Annotated in this window: 9 protein-coding genes; 3 read left to right on the forward strand and 6 right to left on the reverse strand. The window is 70.4% G+C overall.

Going from position 1 to position 10,531, the window contains the following annotated elements; translation table 11 throughout:
- Window positions 1-7: 7 nt before the first annotated feature.
- Entirely contained in the window at window positions 8-790 is a 783-nt protein-coding gene (locus VGN50_RS04080) for an electron transfer flavoprotein subunit beta/FixA family protein (protein WP_327443375.1), read from the reverse strand.
- 149 nt (window positions 791-939) lie between these two features.
- Between VGN50_RS04080 and VGN50_RS04085 the strand changes: the two genes are divergently transcribed.
- Window positions 940-2,469 (forward strand): 1,4-alpha-glucan branching protein domain-containing protein, encoded by a 1,530-nt coding sequence (locus VGN50_RS04085; protein ID WP_327443376.1) that lies wholly within the window; start codon window positions 940-942, stop codon window positions 2,467-2,469.
- Here the strand turns inward: VGN50_RS04085 and VGN50_RS04090 are convergent.
- Genes VGN50_RS04090 through VGN50_RS04105 form a run of 4 tightly spaced genes read right to left on the reverse strand, consistent with a single transcriptional unit; the run spans window position 2,453 to window position 5,325 of the window.
- Window positions 2,453-3,109: an acyltransferase gene (locus VGN50_RS04090; RefSeq protein ID WP_327443377.1), complete on the reverse strand. Its 657-nt coding sequence runs from the start codon at window positions 3,107-3,109 to the stop codon at window positions 2,453-2,455. The genes VGN50_RS04085 and VGN50_RS04090 overlap by 17 nt on opposite strands.
- The gene (locus VGN50_RS04095) at window positions 3,106-4,056 is read right to left on the reverse strand and encodes a methyltransferase domain-containing protein (RefSeq protein WP_327443378.1); all 951 of its coding nucleotides are present in this window, start codon (window positions 4,054-4,056) and stop codon (window positions 3,106-3,108) included. The genes VGN50_RS04090 and VGN50_RS04095 overlap by 4 nt, the downstream gene beginning before the upstream one ends.
- Before the next feature lie 4 nt (window positions 4,057-4,060).
- Complete coding sequence (locus tag VGN50_RS04100; RefSeq protein ID WP_327443380.1) at window positions 4,061-4,840, reverse strand: enoyl-CoA hydratase/isomerase family protein; 780 nt, start codon at window positions 4,838-4,840, stop codon at window positions 4,061-4,063.
- The gene (locus VGN50_RS04105) at window positions 4,837-5,325 is read right to left on the reverse strand and encodes a T3SS (YopN, CesT) and YbjN peptide-binding chaperone 1 (RefSeq protein WP_327443381.1); all 489 of its coding nucleotides are present in this window, start codon (window positions 5,323-5,325) and stop codon (window positions 4,837-4,839) included. The genes VGN50_RS04100 and VGN50_RS04105 overlap by 4 nt, the downstream gene beginning before the upstream one ends.
- Before the next feature lie 35 nt (window positions 5,326-5,360).
- On the opposite strand from VGN50_RS04105, the gene glgX reads away from it, so the two are divergent.
- Window positions 5,361-7,526, forward strand: a complete 2,166-nt coding sequence (gene glgX / locus VGN50_RS04110; RefSeq protein WP_327443383.1) for a glycogen debranching protein GlgX — start codon at window positions 5,361-5,363, stop codon at window positions 7,524-7,526.
- 12 nt (window positions 7,527-7,538) lie between these two features.
- On the opposite strand, the gene glgP is transcribed toward glgX, so the two are convergent.
- Window positions 7,539-10,118: an alpha-glucan family phosphorylase gene (gene glgP / locus VGN50_RS04115; RefSeq protein ID WP_327443385.1), complete on the reverse strand. Its 2,580-nt coding sequence runs from the start codon at window positions 10,116-10,118 to the stop codon at window positions 7,539-7,541.
- 132 nt (window positions 10,119-10,250) lie between these two features.
- Here glgP and VGN50_RS04120 point away from each other — a divergent pair.
- Window positions 10,251-10,531 (forward strand): maltotransferase domain-containing protein (locus VGN50_RS04120; RefSeq protein ID WP_327443386.1); only part of this gene is annotated, 281 nt, incomplete at its 3' end.

Here is a 10,531-nt window from a genome sequence, read left to right on the forward strand (position 1 = left end):
GCAGGGCTCAGACGAACTTCTGCGCGGACAGGAACTCGGCGAGCTTGGTGCCACCGTCGCCTTCGTCGGTGACGATCTGACCCTGCTGGCGCGGCGGGCGCTTGGTGAACGAGGTGACCTTGGTCCAGGCGGCGTCGAGGCCCACCTGCGAGGGGTCGACGCCCAGGTCGGACAGCGACCAGGTCTCGACCGGCTTCTTCTTCGCGGCCATGATGCCCTTGAAGGAGGGGTAGCGCGGCTCGTTGATCTGGTCGGTCACCGACACCAGCGCCGGCAGCGAGGCGACGATCGTCTCCGAGGCGGCGTCGCCGTCGCGGCGGATCGTCACCGTGGAGCCGTCGACCGTGAGCTCGGAGGCCAGGGTCACCTGCGGCAGCCCGAGACGCTCGGCGAGCATGGCCGGCACGACGCTCATGGTGCCGTCGGTGGACGCCATGCCGGTGATGACCAGATCGGCCGGGCCGACCTTCTTGACGGCCTCGGCCAGCACCAGCGAGGTGGCGATGGCATCGGAGCCGTGGATCGCCTCGTCGTTGACATGGATGGCCTTGTCAGCGCCCATCTGCAGGGCCTTCTTCACCGCGTCGGCAGCCTGGTCGGGGCCCACGGTCACGACGGTGACCTCGCCCTCGCCGGCCTCGACCAGCTTGAGGGCCTCCTCGACCGCGTACTCGTCGAGCTCGGACAGCAGGCCGTCGACACCCACCCGGTCGGTGGTGTTGTCGGAGTCGTTGAACGTGCGGTCGGACTGTGCGTCCGGCACGTACTTCACGCAGACGACGATGTTCATGCGCTGATCGTCCTCTTCCAGGTAGGGATCGAACTGAGGTCAGGTGCCATCCTTACAGCCCCCACCCACAATCGACATGTCGGCACCGCGTGACGCTCACCACGGCCCGCCGAGCGGGTGACGGTGCGCACACGGCAGACTGGCCTCTCGTGACTGCACCCGTGCCGGGCACGTTCTGCCTCGTCCTGCACTCCCACCTCCCCTGGCTGCCGGGCCACGGGGTCTGGCCGGTCGGCGAGGAGTGGCTGTTCCAGGCCTGGGTCGAGTCCTATCTGCCCCTCGTCGCCGAGCTGGACTCCCTTGCGGCTGAGGGACACCGAGACGTCCTCACCCTCGGCGTCACGCCCGTGCTCGCCGCCCAGCTCGACCACCCACGCATGCGCAGGGATGTGACCACCTGGGCGGGGCTGTGGGAGCAGCGGGCCCGCGAGCTCGGGTTCGACCCCGACCCGGACCGCCGTGACGCGGCCGGCAGGGAGTATGCCGCGGCCGTACGGGCGCAGACCCTGCTCGCCGACCGCTGGGCTGCCGGCGGGTCGCCCGTCTTCCGCTCCCTTCGGGACGCTGGGGTCGTCGAGCTGCTCGGTGGTCCCGCGGCACACCCACTCCTACCCCTGCTCCGGCCCGAGCTCGTCCGTGCCGCCCTGGCGTGTGGGCTGACTGACAGCAGCTGGCGGCTGGGCGCGCGCCCGAGCGGCATCTGGTCCCCCGAGTGCGGCTGGGCTCCCGGGCTCGCCACTGCCTTCGAGAAGGCCGGCGTGGGTCACTTCGTGGTCGACGAGCAGACGGTGCGTGACGCCGGAGGGCATCCGCACGGCGCCTGGCGGGTCGCCGGTACCTCGGTGGTCGCCGTGCCTCGTGACCTCGAGGTCACCAACCTGATCTGGTCGTCCCGCACCGGTTATCCGGCCGCCGGTGCGTACCGCGACTTCCATGCTCGCGAGGAACAGACCGGCATACGACTGTGGGCTGTGACCGAAGCCGATGTCGACGTGACGCGCAAGCAGCCCTACCACCCGGCTGCCGCCTCGGTGCAGGTGCGCCGCGACGCCCACCACTTCGTCGAGGCCGTGACCGCGCGGCTCCGTGGCGCCTACGACCGGACCGGGGCACCTGCCCTCGTCGTCGCCGCCTACGACACCGAGCTCTTCGGGCACTGGTGGCACGAGGGTCCGGAGTTCCTCGGCCACGCAGTCCGCGCGCTGCGCGAGGCCGGCGTGACCGTGACCACGGTGCAGAAGGCCCTCGAGGCCGGTCACGTGGCGGGCGAGCTCGACCTCGGACCGGGCTCGTGGGGTGCGGGCAAGGACTTCTCGGTGTGGGACGGTCCGCGTGTGCGCCAGATCGCCTACGAGAACGACTGGATGCAGCGCCGTTGGGTGGACCTGATGACGCGCGAGGGTGCCGCCGGCCGGCTCGGCGCGCGCCGGCCCGACCTCGACCAGCTGCTGACCTCCCTCTTCCACGCGTTGTCCAGCGACTGGGCGTTCCTCGTGACCCGCGGCCAGTCGGTGGACTATGCGGAGCGACGGGCTGTGTTGCATCGCAAGGAGTTTCACGTGCTCGCCCAGCTCATCGAGGACGGACGACGCGACGATGCAGCGGCCGAGTCCGCGCGTCTGGCGGCGCGCGACGGCGCCTTCGCGTCGCTGGATGCCCGGCTCAGCTCCGGGTCTTGACGACCTTGCCGGGTATGCCGGCCACGACCGACTTGGGCGGGTAGACGCCACGCGCCACGGCGGCCGCCGCGACGACGCAGTGGTCCCCCAGGTCGGTTCCGCGCGTGACGACCACCTTGGTGCCGAGCCACACGTCGTCGCCGATCCGCACCGGAGACTTCACGATGCCCTGGTCCTTGACCGGCACGTGCGTCGAGGTGGTGACGTGGTCGAAGTCGCAGACGTAGACGTCGTCCCCGAACAGGCAGGTGTCGCCGATCACGATGTCCAGCCAGCAGTTGACCGTCGTCCTGATGCCGATGACCGACTTGCTGCCGATGCGTAGAGTCCCCTCATGTGCGCGCACCCTGGCATGGGCGCCGAAGTGGGTGTAGGCGCCCACCACCATCCGCGCATAGCCCTCACGCACCTCGAAGCGCACGTCGGGGCCTATGAAGCACGGGCCCTCGAACCGCAGCGACGGGTACCGCGCACTCGCCCGGGCCATCCTCAGGTAGCTCAACAGGTGGTGGCGGGTGAAGGCGCGGTTGCGGACCGCCCACGCCACCCACCGCAGCCACGCCATCGGCCGCGGAAGCCCCCACGGAGCGCGCTCGCCGTGGTCGGCGGGCGACATGTCGGCGTCGGCCGCCGACGTCAACTCGGCTTCACGCCGGTGATCCCGACGTTGTAGTAGAACCGGGAGGGGACGACCCTGGAGAGCGCGCGGTCGACCGCCGAGAGCCGTTGCCAGGACCCGAACGCGAACCTCGCCCAGCCCCAGCCCAGCACTCCCGGTTTCACGGCCGCCTCGAACGTGCGCACCGGCCAGCCGAGGAAGGCGGCAGTGAGCTCCTCCGTCTTGGTGCGCACGTCGACCGCGCCCGCCCGCAGGGCCATCCGCGCCAGCTCGTCGGGATCGAAGGTGTGCAGGTCGACGACGGCCTCCAGGGCGGCGGCCCGGGAGGACTCGTCCAGCTGCTCCTGCTCTTTGGCCCAGCGTTCGCGCAGCGTCGGCAGGTGGGTGATGCGGGTTGCCGCCGCCCAGGTGATACGGCCCAACCGGCGGGCGTACCAGTCGCCGATCCGCGTCGGCTCACCGGCGACGACGAACCGGCCACCGGGCTTGAGGACGCGCAACATCTCGCGGAAGGCTGCCTCGACGTCGGGGATGTGGTGGATCACCGCATGCCCCACCACGACGTCGAAGGTGTTGTCGTCGTAGGGAATTCGCTCTGCATCGGCGACCCTGCCCTGGACGCGGAAGCCCAGCCTGTCGGCGTTGGCCTGCGCTGCCTCGACCATCCCCGGGGACAGGTCGGTGACGTGGACCTGGTCCAGCACACCCGCCTGCTTGAGGTTCAGCGAGAAGAAGCCGGTGCCCGCGCCGAGCTCGAGGGCGGTGCCATACGGCAGGGGATCGGGCAGGCCGGTGATCGCCTCGAACCGCTCGCGGGCGTAGTCCATGCAGCGGCGGTCGAACGAGATCGACCACTTGTCGTCGTAGCTGCGCGCCTCCCAGTCGTGGTACAGCACCTGGGCCAGCTTGTTGTCCTCGTATGCGGCCGCCACCTGCTCGGCGGTCGCTGCCGCGTTGGTCTCAGCCATGGGTTCAGGCGCCCTCGAACTTCGCCTTGCCCGGTCCGTTCTCGACGAACGACCTCATGCCGATCTCGCGGTCCCTGGTCGCGAACAGCGCGGCGAACTGGGCGCGCTCGATGTCCAGCGCGGTGTCGAGGTCGACCTCGAGCCCACGGTCGATGACCTCCTTGGCCGCGCGCAGGGCGAAGGCGGGACCACCGACGTACGCCTCCATGCGGCGCCTGGCAGCGGCATAGACGTCCTCGGCCTCGACCACCTCGTCGACCAGCCCGATGGCCAGCGCCTCGTCGGCGGACACGAAGCGCCCGGAGAAGATCAGGTCCTTGGCCTTGGCAGGTCCGACGAGGCGGGCGAGCCGCTGGGTGCCACCGGCCCCGGGAATGATGCCGAGCAGGATCTCCGGCTGACCGAGCTTGGCGTTCTTGGCCGCCACCCGGAAGTCGCACGCCAGGGCGACCTCGCACCCGCCACCGAGCGCATAGCCGGTGATGGCAGCGACCGTCGGCTTGGGGATGCGCGAGATCGCCCGGGTGAAGTCCTGGAGGGAGCCCGCGTGCTGCACCATGTCCGTGTAGGACATGCGCTCCATCTCCTTGATGTCCGCGCCTGCGGCGAAGACCTTCTCGCCGCCGTAGAGGATGACGGCTGAGACGTCGCGACGCTCCCCCACCTCGACGGCCGCCGCGCTCAGGGCACCCTGGATCTCGGCGTTGAGGGCGTTCATCGGCGGCCGGTTGAGCAGGATGGTCGCCACCCCGCCGTCGACCTCGACGCTGACGAGCTCGCTCATGCGGGGCCTCCTTCGGGGGCCGGCTGGCCCGCTCCAGGGCCGCTGTCGGGGCCGCCGCCCATGATCCGCTCGTGCCACATCTGGACTCCGGCGAGGACCAGCTGCGTCGACACCGCGACCAGCGTGGGCAGGTCCGACTGCGGCGAAACGACGTGCTCGGCGGTCACCACGAGGGTGTCGTGCGCCAGGCCGAGCTTGACGATGTTGAGCTGGAGCGTGAGCTCGTTGCAGGTCTCGAGGCGCTTGAGCGGGTCGGCCGGGACGGCCTCGCCGATGGCCCACTGGCCGAACACCCGCATGATCTGGAAGTCGCCCTCGCTGCACCGCACGAACAGCTGCTGGTCCTGCACCGTGAAGGCCACGTCCCCGTCACCGTCGATGTCGGGGCCGAGGCCCTGGTCGATCAGGACGTCCAGCACCCGTCCGCGCAGGGGATGCTCGTCCGGCGGGGGTGGGAAGTTGGGAAGGGACGTGGGGTCACTCATGGGCCCAACCGTAACGACTGCCTAGGCTGAGGGCCATGTCGCCCGCCGTCCGTCCGCGTGACCTTCCTCCCAGTCTGGGAATGACGCTGATGGCCGGCGGTGCGGACTTCGCCGTCTATGCCGGGCATGCCGAGTCGGTGACGGTCTGCCTGTTCGAGCCGGGCGACGCCAGGGGGGCCTCCGAGCGGCGGATCCCGCTCACCGAGCGCACCCACGGCGTCTGGTCCGGGTTCCTGCCGGGGGTGAGCGCAGGGCAGCGCTACGCCCTGCGGGCGGACGGGCCCTGGCGCCCGGCCGAGGGGCTGCGGTACAACCCGGCCAAGCTCCTTCTCGACCCCTATGCCCGCGCGATCGAGGGCGAGGTCACCTGGTCGCCGGAGGTGTTCGCGCACCGCGTCGACGAGCGGCTGCACGGGGACGACCTGGTCCGCAGCAGTCTGGACAGTGCGGCAGCCACCCCCCGGGGCGTGGTCGTGGACCAGCGCTTCGACTGGGGTGACGACGCTCCCCCACACACGCCCCTGGCCGAGTCAGTCATCTACGAGGCCCACGTCCGCAGCCTCACCCAGCGGCACCCGGCGGTGCCCGAGAGTCTGCGTGGGACGTACGCCGGCCTGTGCCACCCAGCAGTCATCGAGCACCTCTTGACCGTGGGGGTCACGGCGGTCCAGCTCCTGCCGATCCACGCCAACGCCACCGAGCCCGAGGTGGCGCGGCGCGGGTTGGTGAACTACTGGGGCTACAACACCCTCGGGTTCTTCGCCCCCCACGCCGCGTATGCCGCCGCGTCGGACCCCCAGGGCGTGCTCGACGAGTTCAAGGGCATGGTGCGCCTGCTGCACGCCGCGGGGATCGAGGTCCTCCTCGACGTGGTCTACAACCACACCGCCGAGCAGGCCGGCCGCACCGGCGCCTCCCTGTCGTGGCGCGGTCTGGACAACCGGGCGTACTACCGGCTGGACGACCGTGGTCAGGACATCGACGTGACGGGGTGCGGCAACACCCTCGACCTGCGGCACGCGATGGTCTGCCGGATGGTGCTGGACTCCCTGCGGTACTGGGTGCAGGAGTGCCATGTTGACGGGTTCCGCTTCGACCTCGCCGTGGCGCTGGGACGCGGCCAGAACGACGACTACGACCCCAACCACCCGTTCCTCGTGGCCCTGCGAACAGACCCCGTCCTCTCCCGGGTCAAGCTGGTCGCGGAGCCCTGGGACGTCGGGATGCACGGGTGGCGCACCGGACAGTTCCCACCGCCCTTCTCGGAGTGGAACGACCGGTTCCGCGACTCGGTGCGCACGTTCTGGCTCGACGACCTCAAGGCCCGGTCCATGGGCCACCAGGGCCACGGGGTCCGAGAGCTCGGCACGCGCCTGGCCGGCTCCCAGGACCTGTTCGGCTCGCGCGACCGGGGGCCCGTCGCCTCGGTGAACTTCGTGGCGGCCCACGACGGGTTCACGACCGCGGACCTGACCCGTTACAACGTCAAGCACAACGGGCCGAACGGCGAGGGTAACCGGGACGGCAGCGACCACAACCGCTCCTGGAACCACGGCGTCGAGGGCCCCGTGGACGGGCGTTCCGACGCAACGGCCATCGAGACCGCGCGGCGCCGCTCGATGCGCAACCTGCTCGCCACGACCCTGCTCGCGACCGGCGTGCCGATGCTCAACGCGGGCGACGAGCTGGGCAGGACCCAGGGCGGCAACAACAACGCCTACTGCCAGGACAACGAGATCTCGTGGTTCGACTGGGACCTGGCGGACTGGCAGCGGGATCTGCTGGCCTCCACCGCCTTCCTGACGCGGCTGCGTTCAGAGCTCCCTGCCCTGCGTCCGCGGAGCTTCTTCACCGGACGCGAGGTTCACGCCGACGGGTCGATGGACCTCGCCTGGTTCGCCGCAGACGGCCGGCCGATGGAGAACGGCCACTGGGAGGACCCGGCGACGCGCACCCTGCAGATGCTCCTCAACGGGACCTGCTTCGACCACGACTCGGTGCTCGTCGTCCTCCACGGCGGCGAGGCGACCACGGTGCGGCTGCCCACGGTGCCGAGCCTCCTCGCGGCATACGAGCTGCTGTGGGACTCCACGGACGAGCGGCCAGGGGTGCGCGATGCGACGATGCACGCCGGCCCGGTCGAGATCGGGCCGGCGTGCATCCGGGTCTATCGAGGGGTGCGAGGCGACTCAGCGGACTGAGCCGACCCCCGGTCAGGCGTTGACGACCAGCCCCAGCTCGCTCGTGCTCGCCAGCCCGGCGTGCTTGGGCAGGATCCGCACGGTGTAGCCGAAGGAACCGGTGCGGCTCAGGGCGAAGTCACCGGCGAAGTGGTGCCGGCCACCCTCATAGGACTCGGCGAGCTGCAGCGACTCGACCTGCACGTCGGAGAGGTCGTCCGAGTAGTGGGCCTGGCCGTGCGCGACCTGCACGTCGACGTCGTCGGGCGACAGCGCACCCAGGGAGACGTAGGCGTTGACGTGCAGGTTGTCACCGATCTGCGGGGAGTCCGAGACGCCCGAGGACTCCACGTGGTCGACGTGGACACTGGGCCACGCCTCCTTGACCTTCGCCTTGTATGCCGCGAGCGCTCGGGCCCCGTCGAACGTGGTGCCGTTGAGCGCCCAGCCGGCTCGGGCCGCGGGGCCGTAGAGCTGGGTGGTGTAGTCGCGCACCATGCGGCTGGCGAGCACCTTGGGACCGAGCGTCTGCAGCGTGTGGACCAGCATCGACAGCCAGTTCTGGGGCAGTCCGTCGGCGTCGACGTCGTAGAAACGGGGCGCGACGCTGTTCTCGATGAGGTCGTAGAGCGCGGCCGCCTCGATGTCGTCCCGACGCTCCGGGTCCTCGACGCCGTCAGCGGTCGGGATGGCCCAGCCGTTCTCACCGTCGAACCACTCGTCCCACCAGCCGTCGAGGATCGAGAGGTTGAGACCGCCGTTGAGGGCGGCCTTCATCCCCGAGGTCCCACAGGCCTCGAAGGGACGCAGCGGGTTGTTGAGCCAGACGTCACAACCCGGGTAGAGGTACTGGGCCATCGCGATGTCGTAGTTCGGGAGGAACACGATGCGGTGACGGATCTCGGGGTCGTCGGCGAAGCGCACCATCTGCTGGATGAGCTGCTTGCCGGTCTCGTCGGCGGGGTGGGACTTGCCGGCGATGACGAGCTGGATGGGGCGCTCCTCGTCGAGCAGCAGCCGCTTGAGGCGGGCCGGGTCGCGAAGCATGAGGGTGAGCCGCTTGTAGGTCGGCACCCGTCGGGCGAACCCGATCGTCAGAATGTCGGGGTCGAGGACGTCGTCGACCCAGCCGAGCTCGGCCGCGCTCGCGCCACGCTTCTTCCACGAGGACTTCGTGCGCCGGCGGGCCTCCTTGACGAGCTGCTCGCGCATCTCGCGCTTGGTGGCCCAGATCGCGTCACGGGGCACGTCCGGGATGCGATCCCAGGCGTTGTCGCGCTCGATGTCGGCGGTGCCGAGGTGCTTGGCGGCGAGCTCGTAGACCCGACGGTCGACCCAGGTCGGGGCATGGACGCCGTTCGTGACGCTCGTGATCGGGACCTCGTCGTCGTCGAAGCCCGGCCACAGGCCGTCGAACATCTCGCGGCTGACCACGCCGTGCAGCTGGGAGACGCCGTTGGCGCGCTGGGCCAGGCGCAGGCCCATGACCGCCATGTTGAACATGCCGGCCTGGCCGCCCGGGTAGTCCTCGGCGCCCAGCTCGAGCAGCCGCTGCACGGGGACGCCCGCCACGGCGTTGTCGCCGCCGAAGTGCAGCTCGATGAGCTCCGCGCCGAAGCGGTCGATGCCGGCGGGGACAGGGGTGTGGGTGGTGAACACCGTCGCGGCGCGCACCGCCTCGAGAGCCTCGTCGAAGGTGAGGCCGGCGCTCTTCGTGAGCTCGTGGATGCGCTCGACGCCGAGGAACCCAGCGTGCCCCTCGTTGGTGTGGTAGACGTCGGGCTTGGGGGCACCGGTGAGCCGCGACCACAGGCGCAGGGCCCGGACGCCGCCGATGCCGAGCAGCATCTCCTGCTGGAGGCGCTGCTCGCCACCGCCGCCGTAGAGGCGGTTGGTGATGTTGCGGGCAGCCTCGTCGTTGCCGGGGACATCGGAGTCGAGCAGCAGCAGCGGGACGCGGCCCACCTGGGCGCGCAGGACGTGGGCGCGCAGCTCGCGGCCGCCGGGCAGGTCGAGGGTGATGACGCAGGGCTCGCCGTCGTCCTCGCGCAGCAGGCTCAGGGGCAGCTCGTCGGGGTCGAGGACCGGGTAGGTCTCCTGCTGCCAGCCGTCGCGGTTGAGGCTCTGCTTGAAGTAGCCGGTCTTGTAGAAGAGGCCGACGCCGACGATCGGGACGCCGAGGTCGGAGGCGGTCTTGAGGTGGTCGCCGGCCAGGATGCCGAGACCACCGGAGTACTGGGGCAGCACCTCGGTGATGCCGAACTCGGGGCTGAAATAGGCGATGGCGCGGGGAGCGCCACCTTCGGTCTCCTCGGCCCACGCCTGGAACCAGCGGGGCTCGGTGAGATAGGTGTCCAGCTCGGCCTTGGCCAGGCCGACGGCCGCCACGAAGTCGTCGTTGGCGGCCAGGTCGGCCAGCTCCTGGGGAGACAGGGCGGACAGGAGGCGGACCGGGTCCTTGCGGACGGCGACCCAGCGCTGGGGGTCGATCCGTTCGAAGAGGTCTCGCGTGGGCGGGTGCCAGGACCAGCGGAGGTTGCTGGCCAGGTCGCCGAGCGCTGCAATGGGCTCGGGCAGAACAGTACGGACGCTGAAGCGTCGGATGGCCTTCACGAGGGGTCATCCTAAGGCCTCCGACCCCGTGCTCTTGACGTCTTCTTGCAGGACTTTCACAAAATTTCACGGATCGACCCGCGCAGAGCCTGCGGGAGGTGCGCAACGTGCAGAACGAGTAGCGTCGGGCCCGTGACTGCGACTCCCCCAGCAACCACACCGGATACACCTGACGCCGCGGGCGCCGGGAGCACGGGCACCGCCCCGACCGGAGCCCCCGTTCCCCAGTCCGAGGCACCGCAGACGCCCATCGGCCGGATCCCGGTCCTGGACGTCTCCCCGCTCGTCGACAACGGGCTGCGACCGGCCAAGGCGGTGGTCGACGAGCAGTTCACGGTCCGAGCGACGGTCTTTCGCGAGGGCCACGACGCCGTCAACGCGACCGTGGTCCTCGTGGCTCCGGACGGCACCGA

This window comes from Pedococcus sp., from assembly GCF_036000045.1.
GTDB lineage: Bacteria > Actinomycetota > Actinomycetes > Actinomycetales > Dermatophilaceae > Pedococcus.